This is a genomic window from Myxococcus sp. CA040A (assembly GCF_013336725.1).
GTDB lineage: Bacteria > Myxococcota > Myxococcia > Myxococcales > Myxococcaceae > Myxococcus > Myxococcus llanfairpwllgwyngyllgogerychwyrndrobwllllantysiliogogogochensis.
On sequence record NZ_JABUMR010000005.1, the window covers coordinates 721029 to 740348 of the forward strand.

General features: G+C 69.5%; 15 protein-coding genes. 7 read left to right on the plus strand and 8 right to left on the minus strand.

What is annotated here, in order from left to right; genetic code table 11:
- Window positions 1-80: 80 nt before the first annotated feature.
- Together HUA75_RS24850 and HUA75_RS24855 are read right to left on the minus strand one after the other, a co-directional pair.
- Window positions 81-776 (minus strand): pirin family protein, encoded by a 696-nt coding sequence (locus HUA75_RS24850; RefSeq protein WP_141642689.1) that lies wholly within the window; start codon window positions 774-776, stop codon window positions 81-83.
- A 161-nt stretch (window positions 777-937) separates the two neighbouring features.
- Complete coding sequence (locus HUA75_RS24855; protein ID WP_141642690.1) at window positions 938-1486, minus strand: YceI family protein; 549 nt, start codon at window positions 1484-1486, stop codon at window positions 938-940.
- A 256-nt stretch (window positions 1487-1742) separates the two neighbouring features.
- Between HUA75_RS24855 and HUA75_RS24860 the strand changes: the two genes are divergently transcribed.
- From HUA75_RS24860 to HUA75_RS24885, 6 genes are all read left to right on the plus strand, one after another.
- Window positions 1743-2117, plus strand: coding sequence for a peptide chain release factor-like protein (locus HUA75_RS24860; RefSeq protein WP_141642691.1), 375 nt, complete (start codon window positions 1743-1745; stop codon window positions 2115-2117).
- Window positions 2118-2329: 212 nt separating this feature from the next.
- Window positions 2330-6571: a hypothetical protein gene (locus HUA75_RS24865; RefSeq protein ID WP_174487780.1), complete on the plus strand. Its 4242-nt coding sequence runs from the start codon at window positions 2330-2332 to the stop codon at window positions 6569-6571.
- On the plus strand, window positions 6568-7149 hold the full coding sequence (locus tag HUA75_RS24870; RefSeq protein WP_174487781.1) for a type II secretion system protein J: 582 nt from the start codon (window positions 6568-6570) through the stop codon (window positions 7147-7149). The genes HUA75_RS24865 and HUA75_RS24870 overlap by 4 nt, the downstream gene beginning before the upstream one ends.
- Before the next feature lie 14 nt (window positions 7150-7163).
- Window positions 7164-8222: a PilW family protein gene (locus HUA75_RS24875; protein ID WP_254627732.1), complete on the plus strand. Its 1059-nt coding sequence runs from the start codon at window positions 7164-7166 to the stop codon at window positions 8220-8222.
- A gap of 5 nt (window positions 8223-8227) precedes the next feature.
- Entirely contained in the window at window positions 8228-8845 is a 618-nt protein-coding gene (locus tag HUA75_RS24880) for a hypothetical protein (RefSeq protein WP_141642695.1), read from the plus strand.
- Between the two features lie 54 nt (window positions 8846-8899).
- The gene (locus tag HUA75_RS24885) at window positions 8900-9322 is read left to right on the plus strand and encodes an HD domain-containing protein (protein ID WP_141642696.1); all 423 of its coding nucleotides are present in this window, start codon (window positions 8900-8902) and stop codon (window positions 9320-9322) included.
- A gap of 96 nt (window positions 9323-9418) precedes the next feature.
- Here the strand turns inward: HUA75_RS24885 and acnA are convergent, their stop codons facing one another.
- The 5 genes from acnA to HUA75_RS24910 all read right to left on the minus strand — a co-directional run bounded on the left by acnA (window position 9419) and on the right by HUA75_RS24910 (window position 17303).
- The gene (acnA, locus tag HUA75_RS24890; protein ID WP_141642697.1) at window positions 9419-12151 is read right to left on the minus strand and encodes an aconitate hydratase AcnA; all 2733 of its coding nucleotides are present in this window, start codon (window positions 12149-12151) and stop codon (window positions 9419-9421) included.
- Window positions 12152-12360: 209 nt separating this feature from the next.
- Window positions 12361-13611 carry a phosphatidylserine/phosphatidylglycerophosphate/cardiolipin synthase family protein gene (locus HUA75_RS24895; RefSeq protein WP_246137169.1) on the minus strand — a complete coding sequence of 417 codons (1251 nt, stop codon included), beginning with the start codon at window positions 13609-13611 and terminating at the stop codon, window positions 12361-12363.
- Between the two features lie 137 nt (window positions 13612-13748).
- Window positions 13749-15341: an FHA domain-containing protein gene (locus HUA75_RS24900; protein WP_141642698.1), complete on the minus strand. Its 1593-nt coding sequence runs from the start codon at window positions 15339-15341 to the stop codon at window positions 13749-13751.
- 7 nt (window positions 15342-15348) lie between these two features.
- On the minus strand, window positions 15349-16278 hold the full coding sequence (locus HUA75_RS24905; RefSeq protein WP_174462931.1) for a WYL domain-containing protein: 930 nt from the start codon (window positions 16276-16278) through the stop codon (window positions 15349-15351).
- The gene (locus HUA75_RS24910) at window positions 16275-17303 is read right to left on the minus strand and encodes a YafY family protein (RefSeq protein WP_174487782.1); all 1029 of its coding nucleotides are present in this window, start codon (window positions 17301-17303) and stop codon (window positions 16275-16277) included. The genes HUA75_RS24905 and HUA75_RS24910 overlap by 4 nt, the downstream gene beginning before the upstream one ends.
- A gap of 247 nt (window positions 17304-17550) precedes the next feature.
- On the opposite strand from HUA75_RS24910, the gene HUA75_RS24915 reads away from it, so the two are divergent.
- Entirely contained in the window at window positions 17551-18015 is a 465-nt protein-coding gene (locus HUA75_RS24915) for a hypothetical protein (RefSeq protein WP_141642701.1), read from the plus strand.
- A gap of 22 nt (window positions 18016-18037) precedes the next feature.
- Here the strand turns inward: HUA75_RS24915 and proB are convergent, their stop codons facing one another.
- Complete coding sequence (gene proB / locus HUA75_RS24920; protein ID WP_371746183.1) at window positions 18038-19165, minus strand: glutamate 5-kinase; 1128 nt, start codon at window positions 19163-19165, stop codon at window positions 18038-18040.
- Window positions 19166-19320 lie beyond the last annotated feature (155 nt).

Sequence of the window (19320 nt, forward strand, 5' to 3'; positions counted from 1 at the left end):
GCACGCGCGCCCCTCGAAACGCACGAGGGCCGGGGAGCAGGGGCTTCTCAGCCCTCGCCACCCGGCCCCGATTCGTACGCTCAGGCCATGTCGAACAGCAGGGCCTCCACCGGCGCCTCGGCGGTGAGCACCAGCGTGTCCTCGGCCGACACCGCCACCCCGTCGCCCGCCTTCACCTTCACCCCGTTGAGGGTGCCCGAGCCCCGCGCCACCTGCAGCCACGCGTGCCGTCCTGGAGCGAGCGCGTACTCCGCCTTCTCACCCGCGCCCAGCAGCGTGCCGTGCAGCACCAGGTCCTGGTGCACCGTCAGCGAGCCCTCCCGCCCATCCGGCGACGCCACCACCCGGAAGCGGCCCTGGCGCTCCTTCACGTCGAACGCCTTCTGCTCGTAACCCGGCTTCAGGCCCTTCTCGCTCGGGACGACCCAGATCTGCAGCATGTGCAGCGGCTCCGAGAAGTTGTTCATCTCGCTGTGCACCACGCCCGTCCCCGCGCTCATCCGCTGCACCTCGCCGGGCTTGATGACCGCCTCGGTCCCCATGCTGTCGCGGTGCTCCACCTGACCGCCCAGCACGTAGGTGATGATCTCCATGTCCCGGTGCGGGTGCATCCCGAACCCGCGGTTGGGCGCCACCGTGTCCTCGTTGATGACCCTCAGCGTCCTGTACCCCATGAAGTCCGGGTCGTAGTAGTCCGCGAAGGAGAACGTGTGGTGCGTGTCCAACCAGCCGTGGTTGGCATGGCCTCTTTCCTCTGCATTTCGAACGAAGATCATCGCCTGCCTCCCTTTCCTTTCAAACTGCAACTCAGATGCATCAACCCCACCCCGCGTTGCGGGGCGCGACAGGAGCCCGCCACCCACGAGGCCCGAAGCACCGACCACCAACCCGCCCGCCACGGACCTTCGGGTGAGCGGGCGTCCCGCCGTCGGCTTCTTCACGCCGCCTTCTCCGCCGCCACCGCCACCGCCTGCACGTCCAGGGTGATATCCACACGCTCACCCACCAGCAGCCCGCCTGCCTCCAGCGCCTGGTTCCATGAGAGGCCGAAGTCCTTGCGGTCGATGCTGGTGCTCGCCTGGAAGGCCAGTCGCTCGTTGCCCCACGGGTCCTTCACCTTCCCGAGCAGCTCCGTCTCCAGCACCACTTCGCGCGTGACGTCCCGAATCGTCAGGTCACCCACCACGCGGTAGTGGCCCTTGCCCGCGTCCTGCACGCGCTTGCTGCGGAAGATGAGCTTGGGGAAGGCCGCCGCGTCGAAGAAGTCCGGCGAGCGCAGGTGGTTGTCACGCTGCTCCACGCCCGTGTCGATGCTCGACACGTCGATCTTCACCTCGGCCGAGCCCTGCGCCAGGTCATCCCCATTCACCTCCACCTTGCCCTCGAACCGCGTGAAGCGGCCGTGCACCTTCGCCACCACCATGTGGCGAACCATGAAACCCACCGTCGTGTGCGTCGTATCCAGCTGCCAGGTCTTGATGGCCATGTTCGTTTCTCCTGTGCTTACCGCGTCTGGCCACCCATAGAGCAACAGCCGGGCCACGCCTCAACCCACTGGAATTACTTGAGAACGCCTCGGAAACGTCCACCGTCCATATCAATTTGATGCAATCGCCCTCTCAAGAAGAGAGCACCCCCGGGAGGATGGAAACCAGGGGGCCTCCGAGGGCCCGCGTACGCGCCGGGCGGGAGCAGTCAGTCGGTGCACGGCACGGGCGTCGAGGGCTACTTTGAGAGACGCCATGACCACCTCACCGATACGCCGACAAGCCGCGCTGGACGCCCTGGCGCTCGATGACGAGGCCCTGCTGAAGGCGTGCGAGGTGGACTACTTCATCGCCTCCGGTCCGGGCGGCCAGCACCGCAACACCACCGCCAGCGGCGTGCGCCTCACCCACGGCGCCACGGAGCTCTCCGTCACCGCCACCGAGCGCCGCAGCCAGACCCAGAACAAGGGCGTCGCGTTGGACCGACTCCGAGAGGGCCTGCGCGCCCTCACCTTCGTGCCCAAGGTCCGCAGGGCCACGCGCCCCACCGCAGGCGCCAAGCGCCGACGCCTGGAAGGCAAGAAGCGCACGTCGGAGAAGAAGACGCTGCGGGGCAAGTCGGACTGGTGAAACCAGCCCCGCACCCCTGAAGGCGCTGCTACGCAAACGATTGCGGACTCGCAAACTTTGCATAGCCGCACACCTCCCAGGCGTACAGGCGCACTGGCAATTTTTCGAGGCGGTCCTCGGGGCGAGCGCGCGGCGCACCTGGGCATATGGCGTGCAGAGAGGTGGCGAAGCTGACCCGGATTGGGTCGGTTCACCCCCGGTGGGAGCACCCCATGACTCCTCGGCCCCCCTCTTCCACGCTGTGGCGCGCGCTCGTCGCCATGTCCTTGCTGGTGGCACTGCCCGCCTCGGCGACGGACCTCGTCACCTTCAGTCGCGGCGCGCTCATCATTCCCGAGCAGGCCACCTTCCAGCGGGGCTGCGGCTCGCTGTCCGCGTACGGACTGGTGTGGCGCATCCTCCAGTCGAACCAGCCAGGAGGCGCCAACGCCAGCCACCCGGTGACGGTGTATCTGGCCATCAATGATTTGAAGGCGTCGCCCAACCGGTGCGTGCCCACCAACCGCCACACGCCGCCGGCGCCCGTCAACGACACGCGGTGGAACGACGGCTGCGACTTCACCATCACCAACACCGCGGAGCAGCCCGTGGTGCCGGTGAACTACGCCAGCACGTTCCCCACCACCGGCATCTATCCGTACGGCGCCATCGATAACTTCACCACCACGGCCGACACCGCGCGCCCGTTCTTCACCGCCGCGACGCTGAACAACACCGTCACCAGCCCGCGCTTCAGCACGGTGCGGTACATGGGCGGCGCCTTCATCATCGACGCGGCGGATGCCAAGTACGTCATCGACTTCATCCGCTCGGGCACCGGTGACCTGTCCCCGGAGAAGTTCCGCACCACGTGCGCGAACGACTGCTCCACCTTCAAGAACAACAGCGGCTGCCACCACGTGCGCATGCACCAGTCCACCATCGAGTTCACCGCGCCGGTGGCCCGCCGCATCAACCGCGTCCCGCCGAAAATCGCCCTGCTGGACTTGTCCGACGGCACGAACAGCGACGGTGACCCCCTGGTGAAGGGCGGAATGCTGGACGACTACCTGCGCAACGCGGGCCTGGACTTCCCGGGAGCCGGTGGCTGCCCCGAAGGGACGACGTCGGGCTGCACGCTCAACAGCAAGAAGCCCGGCCTCATCTACGACGCGCTCCACGCCAACGTGGACCTCATCTCCACGGCCAGCTTCACCAAGGGGTTGATCAACGCGGTGGACCCCGTCACCCAAAAGCCTCGCTACAAGGTGTTCTGGGCCCCCCACTGGGAAATCGGCAACATCCCCCGCACCGAGTACGTGGCCAACGGCGACGGCGCGACGACGCAGCGGGAGAACGCCCTCAACAACATCGCGCACTTCACCAACCAGCGCGGCAACGGCCTGTTCGCCGAGTGCGCGAGCATCTGGTCCTACGAGACGACGAAGCGCCCGGACAACACGCCGGTGCTCAGCTCCCGGTTCCAGGGGGCGAGCGGATTCCAGTACAACAAGCTCAGCGGAGGCAATGACTGGGACGGGCGCAACTGCACGGACCCGGACTACATGGCCCAGTCGCTGAGCAACCGGAAGGCCTGCATCCTCTACCCCAACGCCGGAGACCCGTTCTCCCAGATGGGGGACTTCCGCTTCAAGAGCGTGGTGGGCCACACGGAGAACTACCGTGTGACTTACAAGGACGGGGTGCGCCGTCTGGCGGTGAGCTGGTACGGCCACAAGGACGAGCACGTCTTCGACAACGCCGCCCAGGTCGCGGAGGACAACCGGCGCGGGCACGACTTCTTCAGCTTCAACCAGAAGGACAATGACCCGAAGAAGGCGACCATCGTCTATCTCGCGGGCCACGACTTCAAGTCGAGCGTCCCCGGCACGCGCATCGTGCTCAACACGCTGCTCAACCTGGGCTCCGAGCCCCTGAGCAGCGAGCGCGCCCTCTCCGCGCCCGTCGCCTTTGACGACACCAACGGCAGCGACTCCGACGGGTCTCGCGCCCTGGTGTTCGCGGCCACCTACGACGCGGTGTCGGGTTATCCGCCCGGCGTGGACACGTACGTGCACGCCCAGGGTTCGCAGTGGGTGTTCCCGTACTTCCCGGGCCACCTGCGCGCCCACTCGCTCATCGGCGGCGACGCGCTCGCCACCGGCGAGAGCAACCTGGACTCCTCCACCCTGTGGGACGCGGACACCGCGCTGCCCCGCCCCGGCGAGCGCAACCTCTTCACCTACTTCGGTGGACAGGTGCGGACCAATCCCTCGCTGGGCGCCGGCCTGCGCGCTCCGCGCGGGGTGCTCCAGGTGGGCTGGAAGCCGCAGAACGTGGACGGCACCGACATCAACGCCAACTACGGCACCGCTCCCAACTCGGGCTGCGTGGACGTGCTGAAGCTGGGCGAGGCCCAGAACCCCGACGGCACGTCGCGCTTCGACTTCATCACCACCCCGACGGGCGATGGCGTGTGCGACTTGCAGCAGGCGGTGCAGTACTCCCCGCAGCTGCCGGGCACCGACTTCGGGCAGAGCACGGAGGCCGTCAACAAGGCGAAGCACGCCGCGGACTTCGACGCGGTGGCGCAGCTGATCCAGCGCGTGCGCGGCTTCTGCATCGCCACCAGCTCGGGGCACGACGCGTCGGGCACGCCCATCCTCGAGCCCTCCGACAGCCAGTGCAACAACGACGAGGCGGACAACCGCGCGCATCTGGGCGGCTTCGTCCACTCCGCGCCCGCGGTGGTGAAGGCCAGCGCGAACATCCCGGACGAGGGCGCGCCCCGCCCCACCGTGGCGTACGCGGCGGGCCTGGATGGCCAGCTCCACGCCTTCTACGTGTCGGGCGGCGCTGGCTACGACGGCCCGGCGGAGACGCTGTCCTTCCCGAACGTCAGCCCCGCGGCCTCCGCCTTCCCGAAGAACTGGAGCCAGAGCTTCCTCGGCGGCGCGACGCCGGCTCGGGGCACGGAGCTGTGGAGCTTCCTGCCGGCCACGCAGATTCCGTGGCTGCGCAGCAACAACGCGCGCGTCAACAGCGCGCCGGTGGTGATGGACGTCTTCGCGGACTTCGTGGGCAGCGGCAAGCGCGAGTGGCACACGGTGCTGGTGGCCAACGTGGGCAACCCGGGCCGGGACTTGTTCGCCATGGACATCACCAACCCGCTGCGCCCGGTGCTGCTGTGGCACCTGGTGGGCAGCCACGCGCAGACGGGCGCCGTCCCGGCGTTCGCGCCGGTGGAGCTGGCGGACCGCGACACGGGCGGCACGCAGTGGGCGGTGAAGTGGAAGGAGAAGGACGCGCGCTTCCTCATGGCGCCCCAGGCGGACCCGGGCCGTGAGCCCTCCGGCCTCTACAACTACGGGGGCCTGGGCGGCACGCGCGGTCTGTCCGTGGGCGTGGTGCGCCAGGGCCTGGAGCCCGTCTATGCAGTGTTCGTCGCCTCCAGCAGCTCGGGCGCCTCCGGCGCGCCCGCGTTCGGCATGGAGGTCTTCGCCATCGACGCCGCCACCGGCCAGAAGCTGTGGCAGTGGGAGCAGGACTACACGCAGAGCTGGGTGGACAACACCTCTCCCACCGCGCCCACCGTGCTGACGGACACAGGCGGCGCCTCGCGCCTGTACGTGGGCGACATGGAGGGACGGCTGTGGGAGCTGGACGGCGCCACCGGGCAGAACTCCAACGTGCTGCGCCTGGGCCCCTCGTGCTCGGAGACATCGCCGTGCAAGTACTCCGCGCTGGACACCGACTCCACCGACACCGAGCGCCGGCCCATCACCACCAACGTGGCGCTGGCGCGGCTGCCGCAGGACATCACCACCGGCACCGCCCTGAAGGGCTACGAGGGTGAGCTCATCGCCATGGTGGGCACGGGCGGCGTGGACTGGGTGCAGCCGGGTGCCGCGGGCCAGGTGCACCTGGCGATGCTGGACCGCAAGCGGCGGCTGCCCATGGGAGTGGACGGCTTCAAGCTGAACAACGCCCCGATTACGGCCTCGAGCGCGCACACCCTGGCCGAGAACCAGGGCGTGCTCCAGGAGCCCGCCCCCTTCCCCCTGTCCTTCGCGGGTCCCCGACACATCTACGGCAACATCACCGTGGCGGGACGCACCGCGTACTTCAGCACGGCCAACGGGAAGCTGGGCGACCTGATGGCGCTCGACGGGATGATGTCCGGCAACACCTGGAAGCTGGATTTGGGCAACACCGCCACCTCGGCCAGCGCCGCGGCCACGAACCTGTCCGGCCTGAACCTGGCCAACTTCGGAGGCGTGACGGTGTACCACCGCGAGAACGGCGCCTCGTCGCAGGACTACGTGGTGGGGCTGGAGGTCAGCCGCATCACCAACACGCGCATCGACAACTCCGGCGCCAAGGGCCCCTCCAGCCCGAACGAGGAGCTGCGCGTCAACGGCCAGGGTGGCTTCATCTTCCGGCTGCTCAACTGGAGCCAGAGGTTCTTCGAATGAGCTTGCATCCTCGCGCCCCTCGGGGCTCCAGTCTCATCGAGGTGCTCATCGCGATGATGGTGTTGGCGCTCGCCGCCACCGGCGCGGTGGGCGGGATGGTGTTCGCCTCGCGCGACGTGCACGACGGGCAGTTGCTCCAGGTGAAGCGACACCTGCTCGAGGCGAGCACGCAGCGGCTGTGGCTGGCCGCCAAGGGCCCGCTGCTCGCGCAGGCGGTGGCGCGTCCCACGCTGGCTCCCACCAAGATTGCTCCCGGCACCGCGCCGTGGCGGGCGGACCCGAGCGTGCCCGTGGCCGGTGACCCCAGCTCCGGGGCGTACTTCAAGCTGTCCGCCACCGGCCAGGTGGAGCCGCTGGCGGGCATCCCCGCCAACACGGCGTGCAACGACGCCTCGCTGCCGGACGGCACGTACTGCCGGGAGATTCTCGTGACGACCGGCCTGCCGCTCGACGTGCCCACCGCGGCCTCCGCGCTCCTTCCCGCGGGCTCGCGGCCCGTGACGGTCTGGACCCGCGTCGTGCGCAAGGGCGACACCGCGGAGCGCGCCCAGTTCCACAACGAGGTGTTCGTCCAATGAGAGCCCGGCGAGGAATGACCCTGCTGGAGACGATGGTCGCCCTGGCCCTCACGGCCATCATCATCGCGGCCGCGGCGGCGCTGATGATGGCGGGCAGCCGCATCGTCCACAACACGGAGCACACGGCCGACAGCCATGACGCCTCCCGGTTCGCCGGCGAGGCCATCATGAGCATGGTGCGCCAGGCCGGCGCGGGCGCGCCCGGCGGCATCTGGGTGCGCCAGGCCGGTGTGCCCGTGCGTGTCAGCGCCATCTTCGGCCGCGACGGCACCACCGGCCTGGGCACCACTCCCAACACGCCCACCGCCAACGGCAGCGACGACTTGTGGCTGGTGGTGCCGGACCGCGACTACCTGGGCGAGCCCTGCGTCACGCCCGGCGCCGCGGTCTCCGTGGTGCGCCCCGGCACGGGCGCGCTCCAGGTGACGTGCACGCAGAGCCTCAAGCCGACCTCGCTCCACCTGGTCAGCAACATGACGAGCGCCGCGCTCATCTCCAACATCGTCGTCACTCCGCCGTCTCCAGGCGTGCCGGGCCAGGTGAACTACGCCGAGGCGGGGACGGTGGGCTTCTCCAACGCGCCGGAGAAGGGCGGCTACCAGAGCGGGGACCTCGTCTACCCGGTGCGGCTGGTGCACTTCTTCATCGGCCCCCACCCCACGTCGGGACGGCCGTCGCTCTTGCGCACGGAAGGCAGGCTGGTGGCGGATGCGCTGGGCAGGCCCTTCTCGGAGCCGGCGGCGACTCCGCCCTTCGTCGTGCAGGAGAACGTGGAGGACCTGCAGGTGGCCTTCGGCTTCGACGCCTCGGGCCAGGAGGACCCATCCCAGTACACGTGGCGGCACGGGCTGGGCTCCGGCTTCGAGCCGGGCCTGCGCACGGTGCGCGTCAGCGTGGTGGCCACCGGCCGCAACCCGCGCCGCAACACGCAGAGCACCGCGGTGCTGGCGGACGACAAGCCCATCACCACGGAGAACCACGTGCCGCCGGCCGCCGTCGCCGCGGATGGCTTCTACCGCAGCCTCTACACCCGCCGTCTGGAGCTGCCCAACCTGGCGGCCGCCAACCTGTGAGCGCCATGAGCCCCAAGTCGCGCAAGCCCTTCCACCGCGCCGCTCGCGGCGCCACGTTGATTGTCGTGGTCATGCTCGTCACCGTGCTGCTGGGCCTGGTCGCCAGCCTCATGGTGTACGCGGGCGGTGAGCGCGTGCGCGCCGTCGCCAGCAGCCGCACCGGCCAGCGGCAGAGCTGCGCGGAGAGCGGTCTCCAGCTCGCGCGCAGCTACTACGGGCGCAACTACTCGAGCTGGAACACCTACCTCGCCGCGCCGACCATCCACGACCCGGTGCGCTCCACGTTCAACCCGACGCCCGCGGACCCGTTCTCCACCGCGCTGCGCACCGCGAACCGCGCCCTCTTCGCCGACGTGGACGGTGACGGCGAGGACGACGTGTACCTCTACATCCGCGACAACGAGGACGAGTTCGACCCCGTCGCCCCCAACTGGCGGCGCGACAATGACCAGGTGGTCGTCGTTGGCGCGGTGTGCATCTCCAAGACGCTGCGCCCCCGCCGCAGCGACGGGACGCAGAGCCCCACCACCCTCGCGCTCGAGGGACTGCTCAGCTACAACGGCGGAGGCGGCGCCAACACGTCCCAGGGCACCACGGGAACGGGCTCCGGCAACCACAACTGACGCGGCCCTGACTTCCGCTGGCCTCGACGCCGCGCCTCACGAAGGACACCTGGAATGCCCACCCTCGAAGACGCGATTGCCCTCGCCGTGGAGGCGCACCGCGGCCAGCGGGACAAGGCGGGCCAGCCCTACATCCTGCACCCGCTGCGGCTGATGATGCGGCTGGAGACGGAGGAGGAGCGCACCGTCGCAATCCTTCACGACGTGGTGGAGGACACGCCCTGGACGCTGGAGCGGCTGCGGGAGCAGGGATATCCGGAGCAAGTGCTGCGCGCGCTGGAGGGCCTCACGCGGCGGGAGCACGAGACGTACGAGGCCTTCATCGAGCGCCTGCGTCCGGACGCGCTGGCGCGGCGGGTGAAGCTCGCGGACCTGGAAGACAACATGGACGTGCGCCGGCTCACCGCGGTGACAGCCAGGGACACGGAGCGGCTGGCCCGCTACCGCGCCGCCTGGGCCCGGCTCAAGGAGCTCTGAGACACGACGGCCCGGAGCGCCACATGGGCACTCCGGGCCGCTGTGCGAGTCCCGCACCCGCCGAGGAAAGCGGGTGCCGGTCTCTGTCTTCCGGGACTACGCCTTCGCCAGCTGGCGAAGCACGTACTGGAGGATGCCGCCGTGCCGGTAGTAGTCGAGCTCGTTCGGCGTGTCGATGCGGCACACCGCGGTGAACTCCTTGGTGCCGCCCTCACCCGTGGCCTTCACGGTGAGCTTCTTCTGCGGCGCCAGGTCCTGGGCAATCCCCGTGATTTCGAACGTCTCGTGGCCGGTGAGGCCGAGCGACTGCGCGTCCTGGCCCGCCTCGAACTGCAGGGGCAGCACGCCCATGCCCACGAGGTTGGAGCGGTGGATGCGCTCGAAGCTCTTGGCGATGACGGCCTTCACGCCGAGCAACTGCGTGCCCTTGGCCGCCCAGTCACGGCTGGAGCCCGTGCCGTACTCGGCGCCGGCCAGCACCACCAGCGCGGTGTTGTCCGCCTGGTACTTCATGGAGGCGTCGTAGATGCTCATCCGCTCGCGGGTGGGGATGTGCACGGTGACGCCACCCTCCACGCCGGGCACGAGCAGGTTCTTCAGGCGGATGTTGGCGAAGGTGCCGCGCACCATCACCTCGTGGTTGCCGCGACGCGCGCCGTAGGAGTTGAAGTCCTTGGGCTCCACGCCCTCCGCCATCAGGTACTTGGCGGCCGGGCTCGTCTTGGCGATGTTGCCTGCGGGCGAGATGTGGTCCGTCGTCACGGAGTCACCCAGGAGCGCCAGCACGCGCGCGCCCTTGATGTCCTGCGTGGCCTTGGGCTCCTTCGGGAGGTTCTCGAAGAAGGGCGGCTTGCGCACGTAGGTGGACTTGATGTCCCACTGGAACGTGGAGCCCTTGCCCACGGGCAGCTGCTGCCAGAGCGCGTCGCCGTCCATGGCGTTGGCGTACTGGCTGCGGAACTGCTCGGGCTTCACCGACGCGCGGATGACCGTCTTGATTTCCTCGTTGGTGGGCCAGATGTCCTTGAGGAACACGGGGCGGCCATTGGGGTCCAGGCCCAGCGGCTCCTTGTCCATGTCCAGCCCCACCTCGCCGGCGAGCGCGTAGGCCACCACCAGCGGAGGGCTGGCCAGGTAGTTCATGCGCACGTGCGGGTTGATGCGGCCCTCGAAGTTGCGGTTGCCGGAGAGCACCGCGGCGACGACGAGGTCTCCCTCGACGACGGCGTTGGCGACGGGCTCCGTCAGCGGACCGGAGTTGCCGATGCACGTGGTGCAGCCGTAGCCCACCACGTGGAAGCCGACGGCCTCCAGGTAGGGCAACAGGCCCGAGTCACGCAGGTACTCGGTGACGACGCGGCTGCCCGGCGCCAGGCTCGTCTTCACCCAGGGCTTGGGGTTGAGGCCCTTCTCCACGGCCTTCTTCGCGAGCAGGCCCGCGCCCACCAGCACCGCCGGGTTGGACGTGTTGGTGCAGGACGTAATCGACGCAATCACCACCGCGCCGTGGCCCAGCTGGTAGCTCTCCCGGCCCTGCTTCACGGTGACGGTCTGCGCCAGCCGCTCCGGAGGGACCTGGGCCGCGGGGGCCTTGGCCTTGCCGCCACCCTCGTCGTCCTCGCCCTTGCTCTTGCCGGCCGCGAGCATCTCCACGAGCGACTTCTCGTAGCCGGACTTCATGTCCGTCAGCGGGACGCGGTCCTGCGGACGCTTGGGGCCCGCGAGGCTGGGCACCACCGTGGCCAGGTCCAGCTCCAGCGTGTCGGTGAAGAGCGGCTCCGGCGCGTCATCCTTGCGCCACAGGCCCTGCTCCTTGGCGTAGGACTCCGTGAGGGCGACGACGGCGTCGGGACGGCCGGTGAAGCGCAGGTAGTTGAGGCTCTCCTCGTCCACGGGGAAGAAGCCGATGGTCGCCCCGTACTCGGGCGCCATGTTCGCGATGGTGGCGCGGTCCGGGAGGGACAGGCCCTTGAGGCCGGTGCCGAAGAACTCCACGAACTTGCCGACCACGCCCTTCTTGCGAAGCATCTGCGTGACGGTGAGCACCAGGTCCGTCGCGGTGGCGCCCGCGGGCAGCGCGCCGGTGAGCTTGAAGCCCACCACCTGGGGGATGAGCATCGTAATCGGCTGGCCGAGCAGCGCGGCCTCCGCCTCGATGCCGCCCACGCCCCAGCCCACCACGCCCAGGCCGTTGATCATCGTCGTGTGGCTGTCGGTGCCCACCAGCGTGTCCGGGTACACCGTGGTGCCCTGACGGAACGTCACCTGCGCCAGGAACTCCAGATTGACCTGGTGGCAGATGCCGATGTCCGGCGGGACGACGCCAAAGCCCTTGAACGCGCTCTGTCCCCAGCGCAGGAAGGCGTAGCGCTCGCGGTTGCGCTCGAACTCCAGCTCCGCGTTCTCCTTGAAGGCCGCCGTCGTGGCGAAGGAGTCGATCTGCACCGAGTGGTCGATGACCAGGTCGGCGGGGTTGCGCGGATTGATTTTGGCGGGGTCGCCACCCATGGTGGCCAGGGCCTCGCGCATCGCCGCCATGTCCACCACGGCGGGCACGCCGGTGAAGTCCTGGAGGAGCACGCGCGCGGGGTGGAAGGAAATCTCCACGTCCGGGGTGGCCTTGGGGTCCCACGCCAGCATCTTCTCGACGTGCTCACGCTTGACGACGCGGCCATCCTCGTTGCGCAGCAGGTTCTCCAGCAGCACCTTCAACGAGAAGGGAAGGCGATCCACCGAGGGATGTGCCTTGGCCAGCTTGCTCAGGCTGAAGTAGTCATAGGTGGCCGAGCCCACCTGGAGCTTGGACTTCGTGCCGAAACTGTCGGTCATGTGCGGTGCCCTTCCGTGCGCAGGATGTGGGGACTTCTAGGATCGCCTTTGACGCGTTGCAAAGGGTTCCTGCACGCGCATCCGGCGATGGACTGTTGACCCAGCAAGAGTCCAGCCCCGCTCATCGGAACCATGCGTCCCCCTGGGGAATGTCGTCTGAGACACCCTGTCCGTAACGGCGCGGCGGGCCGGGGACAAGACCGCGTCCCTCAGAACACCTTGCGCAGGCTGTACAGGGCGCGCTCCAGCAGCTTGCGCCAGAGGGGCCGGCGGCGGAATTCCGCCAGCGTCACCTCGCGGCAATCACCGCAGTCCGCTCGGAAGGAGTCCTCCAGTTCCTGGCCCAGCTTGGGGTCGGCGAACACGGCGTTCACCTCGTGGTTGAAGGCCAGGCTCAGCCGCTCCAGGTTGAAGGAGCCGATGGTGCCCCAGGCCCCGTCCACCACGGCCGTCTTCGCGTGGAGCACACCGCGCTGCCACTCGAAGATGCGCACCCCCGCCCCCAGGAGCTTCTCGTAGAAGGCCCGGGTGACGAACTCCAGCAGGGGGTGGTCGCTGCGGGCGTTGAGGAGCAGGCTCACCTCCACGCCCCGCCGGGCCGCGTCGCGCAGGGCGGCGACGAGCTTGCGGTCCGGCACGAAGTACGCCGCGGCGATGAGCACGCTGCGCCGGGAGCGCTGGATGGCGTGCAGATAGGCGCGGTGGATGCTCCGCCGGCTGGACAGCACCGCCAGCCCCGTGGCGCCTCGCGGGGACGCGGCCCGACGCCGGCGCAGGCGGTGCTGCAGCCCGGACGCCCAGCGGTGGATGCGGTTCTGGAACATCATCCGCCAGGTGGCCAGGAAGCGCCGCTCCAGGGCGTGCACCGCGGGGCCCTCGATTCGCAGCACGTCGTCGCGCCACCCGGCGCCCTCCCCTTCCGGGGCCCAGTGCGCGGAGATGTTCACCCCGCCGGTGAAGGCGACCTCGCCGTCCACGACGAGGATTTTGCGGTGGTCCCGGCGCAGCAGGTGGCGCCAGCCGTGCGACAGGTTGAAGGGCTTGAAGGGGCGGATGTCCACGCCGCGCTGGCGCAGCTCCTCGAAGTAGCCCTTCCGGCTCGTCCAGGAGCCCACCGCGTCGTAGAGCACCTTCACGTGCACGCCGCGCTCGGCGGCCTCCGCGAGCGCCGTGCCGAACAGCTCACCGACGGCGTCGGTGATGAACATGTACGTCTCCAGGCGGATGTAGCGCCGGGCCCGCCGGATGGCCTCCAGCATCGCGGGATACGCCTCCACGCCGTCGCGCAGGAGCACGCACGCGTTGCCCCGAGTCACCGCGTGGCCGCGCGGCAGGTAGTAGCGCGCCAGGAGCAGGCCGGAGACACCGGGGCTCCAGACGGGCGCTCGCTCTGGCAGGGGGCTCTGGGCACAGCCGGGCTCGGGAAGCGCCTCTCCCGACACTCCCGTCCTCTCGCTCATCACCTCCAGGTCGCGCATGGTCCTCACGGTGAGGACGGCGCCACGGAGCGGCAACCCGAAGGGCCGCCTGAACGGCCCTCCAGGGTGATGCACCGTCCGGTGCGGGACGGTGCAAGCTCGCGAAAGCTGGGGGGCGGCTACAGCCCGTACTCTCCGCGCTTGTTCTCGGCGCGGGTGGCACACGGCTGGTCAAACTCCGGGAAGTACTGCTTCACGTGGTCCAGGGTGGCGGAAGCGGCCTTGTAGTTGCCCTGGTTGTAGTAGCCCTCCACCTCCAGCAGCAGCTTGGCGCACGTCCTGTCCAGCTCCTGCTGCGCCACCTTCATGCGCTCCTGGGCCTCGTAGTAGAGGTCCGGCTTGGGCTCCGGGTGGGCCTCCAGCATCAGCCACGCCTCGCGGAAGGACTTCCACGCCTCGTAGCGGTTGCGGGCGCCAATGTCCGGCGTGTCGTTGTTCTTCCGGCCGCGCTTGTAGGACTCGGTGGCCTGACGCAGCAGCTCCTCGGGCAGCAGGTCCGGCAACAGCGCGCGCTCGACCCACACGTTCCAGATGCGCCAGGGGTCCTCGCCCGGCGGATTCTTGGTGTTGTCGAAGACGATGCGGTTGGGCTCGCCCTTCTTCAGGTGCTGGGATGGAATCATCAGCTCCAGCGAGCGGTCCTGGCTGGCCAGCGTGTCCGGGGGCACCTTGCCCACGTCCACGCCGTTGACGCTGACCATCACCTCGTCCTTGGAGATGCCCTGCGACTGGTAGTGGAGGATGACCACGGCCTTGGTGGCGGCGGTGTACTCCCACTCGAAAATCTTCATGTCCGCCCGGGCCCACGTCACGTCGGGCCCCAGGCCGAACGAGTCACGGATGGGCTGCTGGGTGAGCACCGAGGGCTCTTCGCCCACCGGTCCCGTGTCCGCGCCGCTGAGCACCAGCCAGTACAACAGGCCGAAGAGTCCCAGCACCACGGTGACAGCGCCGCCCACCAGGCCGCCGCGCACCATGTTGCTCGCGTCCGCCCAGAACAGCTTCGCGCTCGCCACCAGGCCCGGAGACTCGCGGCGGATGCGGGCGCGCTCGGCGGCGGACAGGCCGCTGCCCGCACCGGCATTGGAGGACGGCCGCGCGCGCACCGGCGCGGAGGAAGTCGCCGGCGGACGGCGAGGCACGGGGGCCGACGAGGGTGCCTTCTCAATGGCCGCGGGCTCCGACGACGCGGCCAGCGCCGCGCGTGCACCACTCTGCCCCGCGGGCCGCAGCGCTCTCAGGTTGTTGCGCGTGGCGCCCTGGCGCATCTCCTCCAGGGCCTCCTCGTCAGCGCCCTCGGGAGCCAGGGCCACGCCCTTGTTGCGCTGACGCTTCAGCGCGTCCACGGAGACGATGCGGGTGCTGTTCGCGCCGTCCTCCGCCCCCGCGGGCACTTCCTCCTCGCCGGTGGAGGGCTCATCCGTCATCAGGGCGAAGACGAACGTCACCGGCCCCAGGGTCAGCTTGTCGCCGTCCTCCAGGGCCTGCGTCTGCACCGCGGTGCCGTTGAGCAAGGTGCCGTTGGCGCTGCCCTGGTCCTCGACGCTGTAGGCGTCGCCGTCGAGGAACAGGCGGCAATGTTTGCGGGACACGCCCGGGTCGTACAGCACGACGTCACATTCGGACGTACGACCGATGAGCACGGAGTCCTGGTCGAAGACGAACTCCTTGCCGGCGTCTTTTCCCTCGGAGATCGTCAGCTGGAAAGGCATGGGGGCCCTACAATCCTATCGAGGCACGCGCCGCTCGGGCAACGGCCGCTCGCGCGGAGACCGGTTCCATCACCTCCGCCTCGCCGCCAAACGACAGCACCCACTGCGTGAGCCAGCGCTCGCTATCACCGGCCACGAGGACTTCCACGCCCCCATCGGCCAGCGGGCGAGCGTCCTGGCCGAAGCGCTCCTTCACATAGGGCGCCGCCACGGGCGAGAACCGCACGCGCACGGACGCCTCGGAGCTGCTCCGGGCCGGGTTGGGAACGTCCGCCCGGGCGTCGGGCGGGGGGAGAAATGGCGTTTCAGTAACGGTGAGGTCTTCCATCCGGTCCAGCCGGAACAGGCGAGCGTCCTGCCGGGTGTGGCAGAAGCCCTGGAGATACCACTGTCCCCGGTGGCTGAGCAGCTCATACGGACGCACCCGGCGCGGCTCGGCGGCACGCCCCGGGCTGGCATAACCGAACGTGACTTCTCGTCTTTCGAGAATGGCGCGGGTGAGCGGCCCCAGCGCCTGGGGCGCCTCCGTGGAGGCGTCAATCTTCCGGTACATCTCCCGGTAGCGCTCACGCACCTGGGGTGGGAGCACATGCTCCAGCTTCTGGAGGGCGCTCTGGAGCGCGTCGCCGGAGGCCGGGCGCAACAGCTCCGCCGAGGCGGCCAGCGCGGCGGCCTCTCCCGCGGTCAGCCGGGGCGGCGCGAACAGGCGCTGGTCCAGGTCCACGTAGACGCGGTCATTGTCCACGTAGATGTCGATGTAGTCGTCCGGGTTGAAGGGAGGCCGGCCCACGCACGTGAGCAGGTCCAGCTCCTCCAGCAGGTCCTCGCGGCTGATGTTGAGGGCTCGCGCGAGCGCCTCCACCGTGACGCCGGGGTGCTTGGACACATACGGGACGAGGAACAGCAGGCGGCGGAGCCGCTCGTGGACGTTGCTCATGCGCTCACCTTGTCTTCCAGCGCGTCCGCGTGACGGTTGGCGACGCGCGCGGCCATCTCCCGCAGCCGCGACCGGGCACTCTCCGGCCCCTCCACGACACAGTCCGCCCCCAGCGAGAGGCAGAAGCGCGTGAGCCCATCCAGGAAGCTCACCCGCAACCGCGCGAGCGTGACACCGCCCTCCGCCACCGGCTCCAGCACCGCGCCCGGGAACAGGCCCGAGGCACGCGACGCCAGCGCACCCGACAGCCGCAGCACGACCTCCAGCGGCTCGTGGAAGCGGTGCTGCCACGGGAAGTACGCCACGTGGTTGTCGAGCGAGAAGTCCTCCGGCACCTGGAAGTCCGGCGTGCGAGGACGCGCGGTGTTCGCCTTCAGCTCGCGCACGCGGTGGACATGGAACGTGCGCAGGCCGCCGCGCAGGTGGCAGTGGCCCACGAGCGTCCAGACGCCCCGCCGCAACGCGAGCCCGTAGGGGTCCACCTTGCGCTGCGTGGTGCCCGGGTGCTTGGGGCTGGCGTAGGACATCTCCACCCACTTGCGCGAGGCGCAGGCGTCCCAGAGCTGCTCGAGGCGGGCGGAGACCTCCTTCTCCTGTCCCGCCTGGGTGGCGCCCAGTTCCATGCGGACCCTGGGCGTGGGCAGCGACTCGCCCGCGAAGAAGCCAATCTTGCGCAGCGCGTGCGCCAGGTCATCCCTGCCGGGGAAGACGCCGGACGCGAGCGCCGCGGAGCCGGCGGCGTAGAGCACGGCCAGCTCCTCCTTCGTCAGGTCCGCCTCCGGCAGGTAGTAGGCGTCACGGTCCACGATGTAGCCATCGCGGCGCTCGTCATCGCCCTGGACGTAGGTGAGCGGAAAGCCCAGTTCCACCAGCTCCGCCTTGTCGCGCTCGAACTTGCGCTCGGCGGCGTCGTCCGAGCCTCCGTAGTCTGCGGGGAAGTGCTCGCGCAGCTCCGCCCATGAGATGGGCTCGCGGGCGTCGAGCAAGAGGGCTACGAGGTCGAGGATGCGTTCGGTGCGGTCCATTCGGGAAGATCGGCGACGATGCCGGGCGGACCCCGGGGGGTCAAGGAAGGGGTACGTGACAGTGGGAAACAGCGGCCCGGTCGGCGAGGGGGGCAGGCAGTTAGCTGGCCTTGACTGAACAGGCAAGCAGGTATTCATCTGTGTGATATTTGTCATTCGGGTAGGAACCCGAAGACCTCCCAAGGAGGGCTCGCACTACGGGCGCGACTTGGGATATTCCTGCGCCAGCTTCAGAAGGGACCTCACCATGTACCGCACCTTCCGTAACGTGGTTGCCGGGCTGGCACTGCTGTTGGGGCTGGCCTGTGGGGTGATGCCTTCGTCCGCTGGAGCCGAGCCTCTCTACTTCGCCGTGGAAGTCTGGCGCGAAGGCCGACTGGTGGCCCAGCCCAAGCTCCTGGGAGAGACGGGTCGCACGCTGCGCGCCGAGCGCCGCCGGCCTGGAGCGCCGCTCGCCGACTACCGGCTCGTACTGATGCCCCGCGCGGACGGCGAGTCGTTCCTCCTCCAGTTGGACCTGCTCCTGCCGGAAGCCAAGGGCCACTCCGAACTCGCGCTCCTCCACGGGCAGCAGCGCAAGCTGCAGCTCGGCCGCGTGCCCGGGGAGCTGGAAGTGTCGCTGCTCCTGATGAAGGTGGACTCTCCGGAGTTCCGCGCGCTGATGCAGTTGGGCACGGATGGCGGCAACGGCTCCTCCGCCTGCTCCATCTGACCCGCGTCCCTCCCGTCCAGCGCTAGAGCACCGCCAGGTCGTCGCGGTGCACGGCTTCGTCCAGGTAGCGGTAGCCCAGCACCGACTCGATGTCGGACGTCCGCCGTCCGGCGATGCGCCTCAGCTCCTGGGCGTCGTACGAGGCGAGGCCCCGCGCGAACACCGCTCCCGACTCGTCCGCCAGATCCACCGGGTCGCCCCGGTCGAAGTCCCCCTCCACGCCGCGCACCCCGCTGGGCAGCAGGCTGCGCTTGCCCTGGACGATGGCCTCGCGTGCCCCTGCATCCACGGTGAGTGTGCCCAGCGGGCGCAGCGCATGGGCAATCCACGCGGCACGCGAACCCCGGCGCGCTCCCGTGGGTTCGAAGAGGGTGCCCACGGGCTCGCCCTCCAGCACGGCGCGCAGGCGACCGGGCACGGAGCCGGAGGTGATGACGCCCCGGATGCCCTGCTCCGCGGCGCTCGCGACGGCGCGGACCTTGGTCGCCATGCCGCCCGTGCCCACGCCGCTGGAGGTGCCTCCGGCGAGTGCCAGGACCTCGGGAGTCACCGCCTCCACCGTCTCCAGCAGGCGGGCCCCCGCGTCCCGTCGCGGGTCGGCGGTGTGAAGGCCGTCCACGTCGGAGAGGAGGACGAGGGCATCGGCCTCCACCACGCCCGCGACCAGTCCCGCGAGCGTGTCGTTGTCGCCGAACTTCAGCTCATCCACGGAGACGGTGTCGTTCTCGTTGATGACGGGCACCACACTGGCGGACAGCAGGCGCTCCAGCGTGTGCTTCACGTTGAGGTAGCGCCGCCTGTCGCGCATGTCCTCGTGGGTGAGGAGCACCTGAGCCACCACCTGCCCCTGCCCCCCGAAGACGTCCTCGTAGGCCTGCATGAGCCGGCTCTGTCCCACCGCGGCGCACGCCTGCTTGCCTGGGATGTCCCTTGGCCGAGCGGACAGGCCCAGTCGCTCCACGCCCAGGGCGATGGCGCCGCTGGACACCACCACCAGCTCGCGGCCCTGGGCCGCCCACAGCAAGTCCCTGCCCAGCGCCACGAAGTGCTCGCGGTTGAAGCGGCCGGTGGCATGGGTGAGGGCGTTGGTGCCGATCTTCACGACCACGCGCTTCGCGGCGCGCAGGGCGTTACGTCCCGAGTGACTCACGCGCGGCAGCCTAGGACGGAAATGGAAACAGCGCGCAAGGGCCGTGTGTTCACTACGGTTCCGGCAATCCGGCCGGCAACGGCGGTGTCAGCCACCCGGACGCGGCGCCGTATACAGTGCCGGGAAGGACGAGGACGGCCGGTCCTCGTCAGAGG

Bases quoted from the DNA above. Each gene is read 5' to 3' on its own strand.
- HUA75_RS24850 (WP_141642689.1), bottom strand. From the start codon at position 776: ATGATCTTCGTTCGAAATGCAGAGGAAAGAGGCCATGCCAACCACGGC.
- HUA75_RS24855 (WP_141642690.1), bottom strand. From the start codon at position 1,486: ATGGCCATCAAGACCTGGCAGCTGGATACGACGCACACGACGGTGGGT.
- HUA75_RS24860 (WP_141642691.1), top strand. From the start codon at position 1,743: ATGACCACCTCACCGATACGCCGACAAGCCGCGCTGGACGCCCTGGCG.
- HUA75_RS24865 (WP_174487780.1), top strand. From the start codon at position 2,330: ATGACTCCTCGGCCCCCCTCTTCCACGCTGTGGCGCGCGCTCGTCGCC.
- HUA75_RS24870 (WP_174487781.1), top strand. From the start codon at position 6,568: ATGAGCTTGCATCCTCGCGCCCCTCGGGGCTCCAGTCTCATCGAGGTG.
- HUA75_RS24875 (WP_254627732.1), top strand. From the start codon at position 7,164: ATGACCCTGCTGGAGACGATGGTCGCCCTGGCCCTCACGGCCATCATC.
- HUA75_RS24880 (WP_141642695.1), top strand. From the start codon at position 8,228: ATGAGCCCCAAGTCGCGCAAGCCCTTCCACCGCGCCGCTCGCGGCGCC.
- HUA75_RS24885 (WP_141642696.1), top strand. From the start codon at position 8,900: ATGCCCACCCTCGAAGACGCGATTGCCCTCGCCGTGGAGGCGCACCGC.
- acnA (WP_141642697.1), bottom strand. From the start codon at position 12,151: ATGACCGACAGTTTCGGCACGAAGTCCAAGCTCCAGGTGGGCTCGGCC.
- HUA75_RS24895 (WP_246137169.1), bottom strand. From the start codon at position 13,611: ATGAGCGAGAGGACGGGAGTGTCGGGAGAGGCGCTTCCCGAGCCCGGC.
- HUA75_RS24900 (WP_141642698.1), bottom strand. From the start codon at position 15,341: ATGCCTTTCCAGCTGACGATCTCCGAGGGAAAAGACGCCGGCAAGGAG.
- HUA75_RS24905 (WP_174462931.1), bottom strand. From the start codon at position 16,278: ATGAGCAACGTCCACGAGCGGCTCCGCCGCCTGCTGTTCCTCGTCCCG.
- HUA75_RS24910 (WP_174487782.1), bottom strand. From the start codon at position 17,303: ATGGACCGCACCGAACGCATCCTCGACCTCGTAGCCCTCTTGCTCGAC.
- HUA75_RS24915 (WP_141642701.1), top strand. From the start codon at position 17,551: ATGTACCGCACCTTCCGTAACGTGGTTGCCGGGCTGGCACTGCTGTTG.